We start from the raw sequence: 15,430 nt of genomic DNA, 5'->3' as shown, positions 1-15,430 counted from the left end.
AAGAACCGAGGGTTTTCTACTTTGTTGCCATCAGAGTCGGTGTAGAAATGGTTTAGACCAACATCTATGCCTAGCATCCGATTTGTGGGCTTATGTTGTTCATTTCGCTCTTGGTCGATGGAAAACTGAACATAATATCCATCGGCTCGACGCACAACACTCACTCGCTTAATCTGTTCTTTTTGGTAAAAATGTAAATCGCGAGTTCCCCACATTCTAAAAGTTCCAGCTTTGAAACCATCCCTAAATGTAATGGTTAATCGGTCATCCGATAACACCCATCCATCAACTTTGTACTCGACTGAGCCATGAGTTTGATGCTTCTTAAACTTAGGAAAACCTTTCTTGCCCGGAACCTTTTTCTTGCAATTATCAAAGAACCTGGCGATAGCACTCCAAGCCCTTTCAGCACTGGCTTGACCGGCTTGCGCTGAAAGTTTTTTACACCATTCAAATTGTTCTCTGAGTACCTTGCAGTATTTATTCAGGTCATACCTGTTGACCCCTTTGTTCTCCATCCAGTACCTCAGGCAACTATTGCGAACAAAAAGAGCAGTTCTAATCATCTCATCCAAGATGGCGTACTGCTCAGATGTTCCTCGTAATTTTGCCTCAAATACCAACATGGCTGTTTTGACTCTATGTCATTAAGTTTAACAATTGATACGGAGATTGTAAAAAGCGGACAGGTCGAATGCCTCGCTTTTTACCTGGGGTGTCCATGTACCTACCCCCAAATCAAAGATTATGGAGGCAGTGCTATAGCCCCCCAGTCCCCCCGTTAAGATAGGGGCAACACTCTACTGAGCATACTACAAACTTTCGATGAAACTCTCTATCTTAAGGAGTGACATCTTTCCCCTATATATATTTTTTTAAGTTTCAGGTTGCTCCCGAGGTAAACTAAAGTAAAATGTTGCTCCTTCCCCTGGATTTCCCTCTGCCCAAACCTGGCCACCATGACGATGAATAATCCGGCGAACATTAGCCAGTCCAATCCCTGAACCGTCAAATTGTTGAGCATTTTCCAGTCGTTGAAAAATACCAAACAGTCGATTGACAGAGTTCATCTCAAAACCAATCCCATTATCTTTGACAAAATAGGTGATTTTTTTCTCGCCGGAAATACTTCCCACGTGGATTTCGGTTTGTTCTTTTTTACTGCTATATTTTACCGCATTTTCCAGCAAATTTTGCCAGACTTGTTGAAATAGATTGCGATCGCCTGTTACCGCAGGCAATGAGTCGATTTGCCAGATGATTTTTCGGGGTTCACATCGCAACTCGATTTGCAGTTTAATGGATTGAACTAACTGTTCCATATTCACAGTTGTGTACTGCATTTCTGCCCGTCCAGTCCGGGAAAATAGCAATAAATCATCGATCATTCGGCCTGAACGTTCTGTTAATTTGGTAATCATATCCAAGTAATGCAGAACCGTTTCATCAGTTTTAATGGATGTGAGTTGTTGTTTGAGTAAATTCACAAAACCATCAATTTGACGAATGGGCGATCGCAAATCATGGGAAACTGAAAACGCAAAAGTTTCTAATTCTTTATTAATATTCTCTAAACGAACCGTTCGTTCTTTAACTCGTTGTTCTAGCGTTTGATTGAGTTCTAGAAGTTCTGCTGCCGTTCGTTTTTGCTCTGTAATGTCATCAATTAACCCATCAATCACCATTTTTCCATTTTGAATGACTAAAGTTTCACTAATTTGTACCCAAATTTTCTGCTGATTGGGACAGATTAATTCCCTTTGCCATTTCCATTGTTCTTGTTGACTACCCTCAATTTTCTGAAAACGGAGCTGTTCCTGAAAAAAACTCTGAGCCTCTTCAAAAGAACTTAACCCCAACAGATGCAAAAAACCCTCAGAGACTTCCAAAAGTTCTCCTTCTAATGTAGAGCGAAACACCCCAACATTTAACTCATTGAGTAAAAATTGTAGGCGGAGTTGCAGTTGAGCAGCTTGGCGACGAGTTTGGGTATTTTCCCAAACAGTACGAACCGCTTGAGACAATCGAATAAACTGTTTCGGAGATTTCAACACATAGTCATCCAACCCCGATTTCATCGCTTCTACGGCTATTTCTTGGGTGCCTGAGTTGGTAAACATAATAATCGGAAGATCGGGATCATAAACTTTAACCGCCCGCAGAATATCCAATCCCGTTGTCCAGTTTAGCTCATAGTCTGTAATCACCAAATCAAAATCATCTGTTTCTAAAGCCTGGTAAAATTCAGCTAAACTAACGGCTTCTTGGATCTCGATATCAGGAAATTCCCGATTTAACTCACGAATCGCCAGAAGACGATCATCTGGACTGTCATCTACTAGCAAAATGCGTTGCAGCAATTGCTCCAAGCTCATAATTCCAAAAGATAAGTACATTAATATCTCTATAAATTTTACCCGATACTTTAAAGTTAAATCGATAAGCCTGTAGGATATTGATTTAATTTTATCCAGTAAGCATCAATGATTTCGATCATTTGAGTCAAAGTATCAAACTTGACGGGTTTCACTAGATAAGAATTAGCACCGATATCATAGGCTCGATTCACATCAATATTCTCTCTAGATGACGTTAAAACCACAACAGGAATGCGCCTCAGAGACGAATGTTTTTTAATCCATTGTAAAACCTCTAATCCTGAAAGACGAGGCAATTTTAAATCCAGCAAAATGAGAACAGGTATAGGATATAGATCTCGATTAGCATATTGATTATTTCCGATGAGATAATCAATCGCCTGATCCCCATCTTTAACAATGTGGATAGCATTGGTTAAATTGGCTTGACGAAAAGCTCTCTGTACAAACAAGATGTCATTCGCGTCATCTTCTACTAACAATATGCTGTAGTTATTGAGATCGATCATTGGATAAAATACCCATAGTAACCTTGAACTGTAATCCTATCTGAATGGAGGTTTATCGTCTCAATGAGTTGACAGACCCACCTGTGTAGAAAACCAGAGGAAAGCGGCGAACAAGTTGAGTTTTATTCATCGTTTCTAAGTATCTCATAATCCCGAGTCTAGAAATAGCGTTTTCCAACTCCGTTAGAAGTCCGCACCGATGAGTTCGATCCAGAACCGACTTCCTTGACCCAAGTCCGATTCTACACCAACTCGTCCTCCCATCCGTTCAACACCGCGCTTGACAATGGCTAATCCGATTCCAGTACCCGGATAGGCTTCGATCCCATGCAGTCGCTCAAACGCTTGGAAAATGCGGTCTTGATGCTGGGGCGAGATCCCAATACCATTATCTTCAATCCACAGGCGCACCCATTGAGTCTCTGTATCAAACTGATTAACCAGTCCTTCCTCACCCCAAATAGATATTCTGGGTGAAACACCCGGTTCGACAAACTTGATCGCGTTAGAAACTAAATTGATGATCACCTGTTTTAAAACACTGCGTTGCGCCCTGACAACGGGTAGAGAGGGTTCAATCAAAATTTCGGCTTGTTTGGTATCTAACTCCAGCTTGAGTTCATTAACCACTCGTTCGACAATCGCCGTTAAACTAATTGTCTCTAACTGAATTTCTGTGCGGTTTAAACCACTGTAAGACAGTAAATCCAAAATCAGTTGATCGAGATGCTCGGCTGAGGCACTCATACGGTTAATATATTCTTGTGCCAACTCATCAAGTTGATTGCCGTAGTCTTCAACGAGAACTTGAGAAAATCCCTGAATAGCTCGTAAAGGAGCGCGTAAGTCATGGGCGACGGAATAGGAAAAAGCTTCCATTTCCTGGTTAGCATCCTCTAACTGTTGAGTGCGTTCTTTGACTCGCTGTTCTAGGGTTGCGTTGAGTTGCTGAATTTCTTCCTCATTTTGCTTACGGGCGATGACTTCTGCTAAAAGGTTCGCGATCATTTGCAGAAAGTTAACATCATCTTGGGTAAACTGCCGTTTTTCAGTCGAATGAACCCCTAAGATCCCAAAAGGCTGATGGCGATTTCTCCCGGCAATAATGGTACTCATCCCGCTAATCACATGATGTTCCTGCAACAAAGCTGGGCCGTTAAAGCGAGTTTCGGTTCTCAAATCTTCGACTACGACAGGTTCATGGACTCGCAACGTATAACCCGCCTGAGAATTTTCATCCGTTCCGACTGTTGCTTGACCGACTAAGCCGCCCCGCCAACCGACTCCCGAACGCAACAGTAAGGTCTGACCATCTGGCAGTAATTCTAACACCTTACAATATTCAACCGCAAAACTTTCTGCAACAAATGCGGTCGTCTGATCAAAAAGTGCGTTTAATTTCCATCCCGACAACGCCATCTGACCCAGTTGAGTGATGATCGCCTGTTGTCTGAGGCGAGTCGCTAATGCAACTTCAGCCTGTTTCCGTTCTGTGATATCTGCTGCCATTGAGATAACCAATCGTCTATAATCTGAAAGCTGACCCAGTGGAGCCGAGCTAAAGTTCCAGATCCGCCTGTTTCCGTCTTTGGTTCTAATCTCATATTCTCCTTCTTCGACTCGATGATTAAGTTGATAGAGTCTATTAATTCCTTCTAAAACAACATTCTGACGTTGACCATAAACTCGCTCTGTCCAATCCTCGATGCTGGAGATTTCATCAGTTGTGTAACCTGTGATTTCTGTAACAGAATTACTAATTTGAATAATTTTGCCATCTTCGGCGTGAAGGATAATCGGGAAAGGTGCATCAACGACGGCTCGTCGGAATCGTTCTTCACTTTCTCGTAACGCGATTTCGGTTCGTTTGCGATCGCTAATTTCGACAATCACTCCGCCTAATCCGATAATTTGATGATCTTGTCTTAATAGCGGAAAATAGGAAATTTGCCAATAGCAAGTTACACGGGGATGCTTGGGTGTTTCTCCGGCAATTTCAAGATTAAAAACGGGTTCACCTGTTTGTAGGATTTGCTGCAAAATCGGATTAAGTTGGGGTGCAAGATCGGGTAAAATCTGATCAACGGTACGACCTAAAGTTGCTTCGATAGAAACTCCGTTCATCTCGGCGATCGCTTCGTTGATCTGCATAAACTGCAATTGTTTATTAAACATGACCATTCCCACCGGAGAACTTTTAAAGAAACTTTCTAAAAGCCGTTTTTGTTGCACCAGTTCCCGTTGAACGGCTTGGCGGTGGTGAATTTCTTGTCGTAAGATGGCATTGGTCGCTGCTAATTCGGCGGTGCGTTCTTGTACTTTTTCTTCGAGTTGTTCATTGAGTTGTCGCAGTTGATCTTCTATTTGTTTGAGTTGAGTAATATCTCGACCTACCGATTGATACTCGATCAGTTCTCCTTTAGAATTGAAAATAGCCCGATTATTCCATTGAGTCCAGCGTACTTCTCCATTCACAACGACTCGATTTTCAATGGTGACCGTTGGATTCTCAAAACTCATCGAGTTCACCTGTTGCAAAATACGTTCTCGATCTTCTTCATAAATAACGGGGTTGTAGCTATTGCCGATTAATGTTTCTGAGTTTAAGCCAAAATAGCGACAATAGGCATCATTAACAAACAGAATCGTCGTATCCGCTTGATAGCGAGAAATCAATTCGGTTTGATCTTCAACAATTGCCCGAAATCGCTGTTCACTTTGTTGGAGGCGTTGCTGAATGTCTTGGCGTTCAAAATCCATCCGGTTGAGAGTTTTTGCATTTTGCCACACCACCACAACGAATACCACCACATCCAATAAACTATTCACCGCCAAGCCCGATGAGGGTGTGAAACTCAATTTGGGGTAGAGGACTAAGATGAATAAGCCTAAAATTAGCGGTAAGATGGTTAATGGGGGAATTAAACGCCGTGCCATAATACCCCCTGCTTTGATACTGCTAAATTCCCGCATCCAGGCTTGATCCGCAGAGGCGAACAAAATACCCAGAGACAGTAGCATGAAGCAAATAGCGGTATTCATTGCCATGCCTGTAAGCGAACCTGCACTGTAAAAGGGTGTAACAGTGTAGAGATGACCTATAAAGGCAAGCAGTCCGACAAAAAAGGTGAACAAACTCAACAGTTGAGCCAAACGCAAACTGTTACGAGCAAGTAAGATTAAAGCTGATCCAGATAAAATAAAGTTGATTGCGATATTTGGTGCAATTTTTCTTTTGACTTCGGCATTGACTCCATCTAGACTGTAGGAAAATAGCAGTTGGTCGATCTCTAAATTCATTTGAAAATAATACTCAATCAGCGTCAGTAAACCCAGGACAATCACTAAAAATGAACCTGTATTGATTAAAAACGTTAATTTTCGCTGAAATTGAGGATGTTGAGTGGTATATCGGCGATGCCACAACCCCAAGATTGTACCACTGACAATAAAACCCAGGGCAGTTCTGGGCTTCATAGAGATTTGTTCGGGTAACATTTGGGGGATTTCGATGTCTACTACCCAGCTAACGAGTACGATACATCCTGTGATTAAAACAATCAGGCTACTATATACTGAAAGTAATCGCAGCGATCGCAGTAACCGTTCTGAATTCGATGTTTCTATGTTGGAAGCATGAGCAATCATGTTTGATCTAGAACCCGGTGATAGTTCTTTTATCATGTCAAGAAATTGGCTTTTTGTCTGTTCCCCGATTGATTTTTTGACCAATATCACTCTTTTGGCTACACTTTACCGTTGGAGTTTGCGCTATCATCAAATCCAGGATTAGGATTCAGTCGAGTACCGCATCGTTTACAATAAATGGCATCGGGATCATGACTTGACCAACCACAACCCGGACAAATGGTTTCGACTTTGTTAACGGTTTTCACCAATTGTTTGATTAAATCTCCGACTTGCCAAGGAATTAATGCAATTCCCGTTAAAATCATTAAAATAGTTAAAAATCGACCGGGTTCTGACAGGGGAACCACATCCCCATATCCGACTGTTGTCATCGTGACCACTGAAAAATAAACCGCATCTAGAAAGGTTCCAAATATTTCGGGGTTCACGGGTTTTTCAACTTGATAAATCAAACCCGAAAAGACAAAAATAATTGTTAATAGGGTGAAGATAATTCGCGCAAAAATAATTCCATCTTCCGTTTGTAAACGAAAAATATAAATTTTGACATCAATAAATCGAATCAGCCGCAAAATTCTCAACCAGCGCAGAATTCTCAGAAAACTAACATTAAAAATCCCCAATAAATAAGGTAAAATAGAAACTAAATCAATCAGAGAAAAGGGATTAAAAAAGAACTGATATTTCTGTTCTGCCACCCAAAATCTCACGATATATTCAACTGCAAAAATAATCACAATTACCCGGTCTATTTGCTCTAAAATATACCGAAATTCTGTAGAAATCGGGTAAGTTTGAATAACAAAAATGACCGAAGACAGTAAAATTAAACCCGTGATGCTGAAACTGAACAATCGACCAATCGATGTTTCTAGATCATCAAGATAAAAAGCGATTCGTTGGCGAATTGACTTCAGCCCTTCTATTTCGCATTGTTCAGCCATTTGTCAATCAAGAATCTAAAACAATTTTTCACCCAAGGGGTAATTCATGAATTACCCCTAAAATGGGTGACTGTTCTTTAATCTAACAATTTTTGAATCCGAATCTTATTTTCGCTGGTGGCGAGAGACTGTTCATCCAACCAAGCGATCGCTTGATTTCGTCCCTCTTGAGCTGCTACAATTAAGGCACCCCAGGCTTGCAAATCGGGTTCTTCTGGGCTTTCAACTAAAGCCGCTTGAATGCGAGTTTTTAAGCGTCCGCCATCAGCCTGTAAAAGTGTATTAATTTGCTCAGAGTTGACCCGTTCATTTTGAACCACATCCAACGCTTCTGTCCAACGACCATCAATTAAACCTGCAAGGACTTTTTGCGTCGGACTCGCCCAGGATGCACCTGCTTGAGCATCTGTAATATTAGCATGAAATTGAATCAAATCTAATTGAGCTTGAGCGACTGCCGGCCATTTTGCAGGATAAGAATCATCTTTTCCAACATTTTCTTTGAGTGGCTTCATTAACTCTAAAGCGGGAGACCATAGGCCACTACGAGCCAGTCTTAACGCCTTACGATAGTCATAATTATCAATCACTTGTTCATCTAAAGAAATATCCGCAAGCTGAATCGGATTCGGAACAAACCGACGAGGTTTAACTTGATAAATATTAAATTGGGGTTCAAGTCCAATGGTTTCCTCAATCAGCAACTCCGGTTCACTATTTCCGGTGACTTGTTCCCAAATCGGTTGCTGTCCGGCTGAACTTTTCCACTCCAACATGGTACTGAGATAATAATAAGTCGGATTGTAATGAATCACCTGTCCATAAGGCACGTTCTTTTGTCCGATCACCCGTTCACCACCCATACTAAACCAAACCCCAAAGCTGGGTGCTTTACCGCTAAATTGACGAATCCGGGTTAGAGGAAGGGGTTTATTTGACCCTTGTTGGTTGGTGCGATTACTAATCAGTGAAGCCAGTACAAAGGATTCGGCAGGCCCATTAGCTTCGAGTTGATGAACCAAGCGATAATAAGGTTCACTTCCCGGACGTTCGTAGGGGATTTGCACCGCTTTGTAAACTCGCAGTTCGACGATTTCCTGACAAACTGTAGGACAAGGATGAACTTGAGAAGGTTCGCGTTTTTTCATCACCGGAACTAACAAATCCGGCGAATTCTGCACCAGCTTCTCAGGGGGTAAGAGAAACGGTTTGAGGAAGTTTAAGTAGGGATTATTTTCTAACAGAGCGTGAGAAGATTGGGGAGAATCTGATCGGGGTAAGGATAAGCTTTCTCCAATGGTAAGTCCCTGTTCTTCGAGACTAAGGCCCACTTGATCAAGGGTTTTGATCGCGTCATGGGGTTGTAAGGGAACTTGAGTCCAAGCCGGTAAAAACTGATTGAGCCAAATTCCGACATCGGGATCTAAAATCAACTTGTAACTAAACCAAGCACCGCCGGCGAGTAAAGTTGATCCGCCCAATAACAGAGCAAAAGCAACTCCATCAGCCATCCACTTTTTCCACACAGCTTTTAGGATAGTGTTTTTGGGCAGGGGTAATCTCTGCCGACGACGTGAAGGCTTAGACGTCTGTTGAATGGGGGCTACAGCAGAGGTTTCGCTACCTTTGGGTTTTGGGTGTAGCCATCCGATTCGGTACAGGATTCTCACCATTTGAGGGGGGGTTTTGGGTGTTCGGTTTCTTCGGTGAAACTTGTTGTTCATCGTCAGCTCTCCGCCTATTGTCCAGGGTTTCCGATCTACTATTTGCTCTCTTTTTTTACCCTACTGTGTCGTTGAGGAACAATTTATCGCAGTAGGACTTGTTCATAGCGTTGACCCGCTCGTTCCCAAGTGTATTCGCTTTCGATCAGACTTCGCCCCTGATCACAGAGTTGTTGTCTGAGTTGAGCATCCTCGAAAAGTTGGCTAATGGCGGCGACATATTCCTCCAGTGTGTTGGCTCGTAAGGCTCGTAACGGCACATTTGCCCCGTCAACGGCGAGTCCTTCTAAACCGCGATCGCTGGCGACTACAGGCACTCCTGCTGCCATTGCCTCCAAGGTTTTGTTTTTAATACCAAAACCTGTTCGCATCGGTATGACACAAACAGTTGCTTGATGTAAATATTCTGCCATTGATGGGACTCGTCCTGTGACTTCTATTCCCGGTAATGTCGATAATTGTGATACCTCTGGGACGGGTTTAGCCCCCACAAGGGCGAGTGTTGCATCGGGATAACGCTGTTGCACTTGAGGAAATATCTCTAAACTAAAATAACGAGCAGCATCAATATTAGCTAAGTTATCCATTGCGCCGATAAAAATCAATCGGTGTCCTCCCGGATCTTTTGGGCGCAGAGGAAACAGACTGAAGTCTACGCCGTTTGGAATAATTTCAAATTGGGCTTTGGGGTTGAACGCTTGCAGTTGTTGACGATCTTCTTCTGTTGTTGCCACAATTGCCGAAAATTTTGAGCAGTAGCGTTGTTCGTAGCGATACAGTAGGGGAAGGTTTAAGCGATCGCGCAGGGGTTTTTCTGCCCTGTGGGTTTCCAACTGTTGGCGAATTGTGCCGTAAACAGAACTATGAACGTTGACAACGGTTTTGAGATGTTGTTTCCATTGAGGACGCACATAAATTTCATTAACGCTATGTTCGCAAGTGATCGCCTCGCATTTTCCCGAACCCACAAACTCCAAAATCCATTGTTGCATCTGTTGAGAATAATTTGACAAGACGCTGGGTGGTGTTCCTTGGGTTAAAAATTGACCAAAACGCCTGATTTTTGCCCAAGTTCCGCCTGTTGCTGCTGAAGTTTGAGGACGAGGGAAAACGACTAATTGATCAACGTATTCTCGCAACTCCTCAATTTCCACATCGGTGACATCTGGGGATCTTTGAGTTACAACAGTGATAGAATGGTTTTGAGTCAAATATTTGAGCAAGTTAAAGGTTCGCACTTGGGTTCCCCCTCGACTAGGAGGATAGGGAAAGGTTGAAGAAATCATTAAAATTTTCAGAGGATGTAATTTATTCATAGGTGGGGGTGAAAAATAAGTTTAAATCATTAACAAATTGAGAAGAGCTAGGAGTGGAGGAATGGAATCCCAAGGCATTTATACTTTAGCCAATGATGTGGTTTTTGACCAGTTAGTGGCTTTGCTCAATAGTATTGAGGTTAATGTTGGCTCAAATATTCCGGTTTGCGTGATCCCTTATGACGATCGCTTGGAAAAAGTTAAACGCGAAATAAATGCTCGGGCAAATGTAACCCTTTACGAGAATTATCCAGAAATGCAGCGCTGGGAAGAATTTGCCAAAGAAGTTTGGGCGGCTCATCCCCGAGCAACTCAATCAAAGAAAAAAATTGCAAAATGGTACAATAAAAGTAATCTTCTGCGAAAAATGTGCGCTTTTGATGGCGAGTTTGAAGAGTTTGTTTTCTATGATGCTGATAGCCTAGCAATGAAGCCCCTCGATCAAGTGTTTACTAAACTAGAGGAATACGATTTTGTATTTGATGATTGGGAACACGCCAAGCGAAAAGAGGTAGCCGCTTTTAACTTTGATCGAGTTTATCAAGATAGTGGATTAACTGAATCTGAGGTACGATCTAAAATTCACTGTTCTAGTTTCTTCGGTTCTCGGGCTGGAATTTTTGGAGTTCAAGAATTGGAAACGTTAAAAAAGAGACTCATTGAACATCGCGAAATTGAATGGATTAACTCTTTATCTTGGTGGTGTGATGCTGATTTATTCAGTTATATGTCTTTGGTGACAAACCGACCCATTTTTAATTTTACTCGAAGTTCTAATGGTGAAGAAAGAACAGGCAACTGCGCCAATGCTGATCCATTTGTCAATATAGACAACGTTCTCTACAATCAGGATGGATTAAAACCGATTCATCGCATTCACTATATGGGTTATTCTTCAGTTGATTTTGGGCGTTTATCTCAGGGTGAAGATGTTCATATTCCTTATCAAGATGTGTTTTTACATTATCGCTTTTTGAAGCATCCTGAACAGAAGCCCACAAAACTAAAGCCTCCGAGTTTGTTTGAGAAAGCTAATCGATTTGTACAACGCTCTATTAACAAGTTAAAAAAGGTTTGATCTGTATCATCAAGTCATAACGAATGCCTAAAATTAGCATTTGCATTCCCACTTTTAATCGGGTTAATCTCCTCCCCTTGGCGATTAACAGTGTTCTTCAACAAACCGAACAAGACTTTGAATTAATCATCTGTGATGATGGTTCCACCGATGGAACCTCCGAGATGATGTCTGAGTTAACAGACTCCCGTATTCGCTATATTCGCCATCCTCAAAATATTGGCAAAAGTAACAATATGCGATCAGGGTTTGACGCCGCCACCGGAGACTATTTTATCAAGTTTGATGATGATGATCGCCTGACTCGGGAGTTTCTCGCCAAAACAACTCAAATATTAGATCAACATCCTCAAATTGATTTTGTCGGAACGGATCATTGGATTATTAATATTGATAATATTCGCGATGAAATCGCTACCCAAACCAACTCCCAACGCTGGGGAAGAACCACTTTAAAAGCCGGAGAAGTGGAAAATTTACTCCAAGTTGTATTTGTTCAACAAAGCTTTCAAATTGGCGCAACTTTATTTCGCCGTCAAGCGTTACTTGATGTCGGATATATGCGTCCTAATATTCAAAATTGCGAAGATAATGATTTATTAGTCCGTTTAGCAATAGCGGGAAAAAAAGCTTATTATCTCCCGGAACGTTTGATGGAATATCGCGTCCATAGTGAACAACAGGGAATTGATCGCGCTATTCCCTATCTTAGAGATAAAGTTCAGTATTTAAACAGTTATCAGTTTGACGATCAAGCTTTAGAAAATATCCGGCGATCGCGTTTACAAGAATCTCAACTTTTACTGGGACTGCGGTTAATTGAAAACGGCGAGACTCAAAAAGGACAACAACTGGTTTGGGAGTCTCAGTCTTACTCACGGGGGAAAGCTTGGACAGGACTTTTGCTGTCTTTGCTTCCTATGGGTTTGCGGGGAAATGCGTTTGAGATGCTGCGAAAAATACGTTAGTTGCGTCTATGATCATTAAGGCTTGAATTTGAACCCATCAAACCCGTTAAGGGTTTCATTCAAAGGAGAGATGAGACTGATCGGTTTACTGCCTATCCAGAATTGGATATATTGAATATAGGGATTACCCCTCAATTCCTTTTAAAAGAATGTTATATTCGCTCAATTGTTGTTGAAAAGTACCATATCCCTGTCCGTTTGTCAACTGGGTGAAAAATGGGACAGATTGAGACAAAAAACATGAGTATAATCTCAAAAATCCTAGTCCTACAAGCCTTATACAGAGAGAGTTTCAGGAAATTCCTGTCGGAGCAAGCGAGAAAAGTGGGTGATTGCAAAAGACCTCTTGTAATCTCAAAAACTGCCTGCAATAATTAAATATAGAAAGGCACATTACGAGGGTTTCAAGGAGCTGGAAGTTATGTGTTTATGGGAGCACTAAACTTCCAGCGTTCTTCTTTCTTGAATGGACAAGACATCAGTTATTTGTAATCTGGTCTATTCATCAGCTAGTTGATTAGAGGGTTAATTGATCGGGGTCATCTATAAAAAAATTTAACATCAGGGTCATCAAATAAACCCACCCCAAACAAAACTTGGGGTGATTCTTGTATTTATAGATCTAGCAGATTTGAGTTCAAATCATTAATAATAAATGATTCTAGTCCCCAGAAATTGCCCCTTTTAAACTCGAACAAAATTGAGCGATCGCCTCTAAACCCTCGGAAGGTGTTCCTTCAGCTAAACGTTTAACCACTGCACTCCCAACAATCACCGCATCAGCACCCCAGTCGCGCAAGGAGCGGGCTTGTTCCGGTTGAGAAATCCCAAACCCAACCCCAATGGGTTTATCAGTTATACTTCGCATCAGTTGGAGTAAATCTTGAACCCGAGTTTGCACTTGAGTCCGCATTCCGGTGACTCCAGTAACACTGACTAAATAAATAAACCCTTGAGACTGACGGGCGATCAATTCAATCCGTTCTTTGGGAGAAGTTGGCGCCACTAATAGCGTGACTTCTATCCCCATTTGACTCGCAGGTTTTAACAGACTCGGTGCTTCTTCTAAAGGTAAATCGGGAACCACTAAGCCTCGCGCCCCAGCATCATAAATTTGCTGCAAAAACGGTTCAATTCCCCGATGCAGAATCGGGTTGTAATAGGTAAATAAAATAATCGGTGCTTTTATATTGGGGCTAACGGTTTGTAGCATTTCTAAGACGGCTTCTAAACGAGTTCCCCGTTGTAAAGCGCGAGTCGCCGCCGCTTGAATGACTGGCCCATCTGCTAAGGGATCAGAGTAGGGAACCCCCAACTCAATTAAATCCGCCCCATTTTGATCCAAAACCTGCAACGCTTGAGCGGTGGTTTCGAGATTCGGATCACCTGCGGTAATAAAGGGAATTAAAGCACAGTGGCGGTGTGTTGAGTCCGTTGATGGCGATCGCAAAGACTCAAATTTTTGAGAAACAGAAATCATAGTTTATCGTTTGGGTGGGGAGCGAATCTCAAATCAGCAACCGGGAAAGGGAGAAAGGGCTAGTTTTCCCGATTTTGACGCTGCTGTTTTTCTTGTTCGACTTCGGCTTGGAGTTGGGCTAACTCCTCCGGTGTCATTTCTTCGAGCCGTTTTTGCAAGACTGCATCTTCGTAATCCTTGATTTGTTGGTTATAGGTCATGTTTTGGGTGAGCGCCCGAAACAGATAACTCAATAACCAACCCACCAAAGCAGCGACTAATAAGACTTGACTCCAAATCCCGGCATCTATACTTTCTAGGCCAATCGCTTGTAAGATCAGATAGGCGATGCCCCCGGCGGCGAAGACTCCGATTCCGATGGCAATTGCATCAATTCGTCGCATTAGTTCTCAATCTGTCGGGCTTTGGGACGAAAGTTTAAAAATGGGGCGAGGACAATCATACCGGGTAAAAAGAAGAACATCAAGAAGTACATGAAAGCCCGTTCAAAGGAGCTTGCCACATACCAACGACTGTTGAGGTAAGCATACACGGCAGCCGGAACGACTAAAAGATACGCACCCGCTAGTGCAACGTACAGAATCAAGGTAATCGCGATGGGAGAGGTGATAGACATAGTTGTGATTGAGATTCAACAACAGATAAAACAGGTGTGATAGCATCTTTCACACATTGAACCATTATTACACCCTCGCGCTGTCTTGAATTGTTATCTCAGTGGCTTTTGAGATGAGATTTGCAACTTCTCCTCAAAAAACTTGCACAAATTGAATTTGTTGTGCTATAGTGTAGAACACTGTCTGAAAAAGACAGAATAGAACCAGTGAAAACTTGGGGGCGTGGCGGAATGGTAGACGCTACGGACTTAGAAAACTGAGCCTTGAGGTGAGAAATCCCTTAAGTGACGGCTCTCAAATTCAGGGAAACCTAAATCTGGAGACAGACAAGGCAATCCTGAGCCAAGCCTAGTTCATGGACTAGGAAGGTGCAGAGACTCGACGGGAGCTACCCTAACGTAAAGGCGAGGGTAAAGGGAGAGTCCAATTCTCAAAGCTGTTTGGACAGATGTTCAACGGCAGTAGCGAAAGCTGCGAGAGGATGAAAATCCGTTGACCTTAAACGGTCGTGTGGGTTCAAGTCCCACCGCCCCCACTAACTAAAACCTTAAAATTTAAAACTCATCTATAAATGTCTGATGTACATTAACTAATTATTTGTCATCAGTAATAGATTCCTGTCGTAAAAAAAATACAAAACAAAAACTCAATATTTTTATCTAACTTTTGAAACAAGTTAAAGATTTAGTAAAAGTGGCTTGGCTGAATTATTTCTCAAATAGAATATTACATAACAACACACATCATCCCTGCAAAATATGAACC

12 protein-coding genes are annotated in these 15,430 nt (G+C 42.1%); 2 read left to right on the top strand and 10 right to left on the bottom strand.

The genetic code is table 11. The features are described from left to right. From WN50_RS02640 to WN50_RS02610, 7 genes are all read right to left on the bottom strand, one after another. Nucleotides 1-626: RNA-guided endonuclease InsQ/TnpB family protein (locus tag WN50_RS02640; RefSeq protein ID WP_049557759.1), on the bottom strand; the 626-nt coding region annotated here is incomplete at its 3' end. Nucleotides 627-875: 249 nt separating this feature from the next. Continuing rightward, on the bottom strand, nucleotides 876-2,396 hold the full coding sequence (locus WN50_RS02635) for a sensor histidine kinase (protein WP_235440809.1): 1,521 nt from the start codon (nucleotides 2,394-2,396) through the stop codon (nucleotides 876-878). Between the two features lie 35 nt (nucleotides 2,397-2,431). Beyond that, a complete protein-coding gene (locus tag WN50_RS02630; RefSeq protein WP_046278968.1) occupies nucleotides 2,432-2,887 on the bottom strand; it encodes a response regulator in 456 nt (151 codons plus the stop codon). A 183-nt stretch (nucleotides 2,888-3,070) separates the two neighbouring features. Further along, a complete protein-coding gene (locus WN50_RS02625; protein WP_082172263.1) occupies nucleotides 3,071-6,571 on the bottom strand; it encodes a PAS domain-containing sensor histidine kinase in 3,501 nt (1,166 codons plus the stop codon). A 62-nt stretch (nucleotides 6,572-6,633) separates the two neighbouring features. Next, nucleotides 6,634-7,482, bottom strand: a complete 849-nt coding sequence (locus tag WN50_RS02620) for an ion transporter (RefSeq protein ID WP_046278967.1) — start codon at nucleotides 7,480-7,482, stop codon at nucleotides 6,634-6,636. 77 nt (nucleotides 7,483-7,559) lie between these two features. Beyond that, nucleotides 7,560-9,206: a hypothetical protein gene (locus WN50_RS02615; RefSeq protein ID WP_046278966.1), complete on the bottom strand. Its 1,647-nt coding sequence runs from the start codon at nucleotides 9,204-9,206 to the stop codon at nucleotides 7,560-7,562. A gap of 83 nt (nucleotides 9,207-9,289) precedes the next feature. Beyond that, complete coding sequence (locus WN50_RS02610) at nucleotides 9,290-10,504, bottom strand: glycosyltransferase family 4 protein (RefSeq protein ID WP_046278969.1); 1,215 nt, start codon at nucleotides 10,502-10,504, stop codon at nucleotides 9,290-9,292. 79 nt (nucleotides 10,505-10,583) lie between these two features. Between WN50_RS02610 and WN50_RS02605 the strand changes: the two genes are divergently transcribed. Further along, the gene (locus WN50_RS02605; RefSeq protein ID WP_046278965.1) at nucleotides 10,584-11,600 is read left to right on the top strand and encodes an Npun_R2821/Npun_R2822 family protein; all 1,017 of its coding nucleotides are present in this window, start codon (nucleotides 10,584-10,586) and stop codon (nucleotides 11,598-11,600) included. 23 nt (nucleotides 11,601-11,623) lie between these two features. Beyond that, the gene (locus WN50_RS02600) at nucleotides 11,624-12,568 is read left to right on the top strand and encodes a glycosyltransferase family 2 protein (protein WP_046278964.1); all 945 of its coding nucleotides are present in this window, start codon (nucleotides 11,624-11,626) and stop codon (nucleotides 12,566-12,568) included. 661 nt (nucleotides 12,569-13,229) lie between these two features. Here the strand turns inward: WN50_RS02600 and trpA are convergent. From trpA to ndhL, 3 genes are read right to left on the bottom strand one after another with little or no spacing between them, the layout of a single operon-like run. Then, a complete protein-coding gene (trpA, locus tag WN50_RS02595) occupies nucleotides 13,230-14,048 on the bottom strand; it encodes a tryptophan synthase subunit alpha (protein WP_046278963.1) in 819 nt (272 codons plus the stop codon). 59 nt (nucleotides 14,049-14,107) lie between these two features. After that, nucleotides 14,108-14,431 (bottom strand): DUF3007 family protein, encoded by a 324-nt coding sequence (locus tag WN50_RS02590; protein WP_046278962.1) that lies wholly within the window; start codon nucleotides 14,429-14,431, stop codon nucleotides 14,108-14,110. Beyond that, complete coding sequence (gene ndhL / locus WN50_RS02585) at nucleotides 14,431-14,664, bottom strand: NAD(P)H-quinone oxidoreductase subunit L (protein ID WP_046278961.1); 234 nt, start codon at nucleotides 14,662-14,664, stop codon at nucleotides 14,431-14,433. The genes WN50_RS02590 and ndhL overlap by 1 nt, the downstream gene beginning before the upstream one ends. Nucleotides 14,665-15,430: the final 766 nt, after the last annotated feature.

Source organism: Limnoraphis robusta CS-951, from assembly GCF_000972705.2.
This window is presented reverse-complemented; position numbering and strand designations above follow the sequence as displayed.